At 49.6% G+C, this 341-nt stretch carries 1 protein-coding gene and 1 rRNA gene; one reads left to right on the top strand and one right to left on the bottom strand.

Annotation, left to right across the window (positions count from 1 at the left end; all coding sequences use genetic code 11):
* Positions 1 to 239, top strand: a 239-nt coding sequence (locus HMPREF2674_RS09430; protein WP_210400119.1) for a hypothetical protein, incomplete at its 5' end; no start/stop codon positions are given.
* A gap of 13 nt (positions 240 to 252) precedes the next feature.
* Here HMPREF2674_RS09430 and HMPREF2674_RS02715 read toward each other — a convergent pair.
* Positions 253 to 341, bottom strand: a 16S ribosomal RNA gene (locus tag HMPREF2674_RS02715); the annotation flags it as partial.

Here is a 341-nt window from a genome sequence, read left to right as displayed (position 1 = left end):
TTGATTCAACGCAAATTCCAGAAGATGCTCGCGTCCACTATATAGTTCTCAAACAACAACCCACAACACAACAACAACACAAACACAACATTCGCATCATCACCATGCCAGGCAAAAACAGGAACAACACCAACGTGTTACCCCAAAACCCAACAATGCGCTTCACTCAACCCAAAACCAACATTCCACCCATGAGCAAAACCACCCACCCGACACTCGCGGGTAGCATGGCCAACTAAATGTGCTCCTTAGAAAGGAGGTGATCCAGCCGCACCTTCCGGTACGGCTACCTTGTTACGACTTAGTCCCAATCGCCAATCCCACCTTAGACGGCTCCCTCC

Source organism: Rothia sp. HMSC062F03 (assembly GCF_001836905.1).
GTDB lineage: Bacteria > Actinomycetota > Actinomycetes > Actinomycetales > Micrococcaceae > Rothia > Rothia mucilaginosa_A.
Note: the sequence above shows the minus strand (reverse complement) of the source record. Positions and strands in the feature narration are given on the sequence as shown.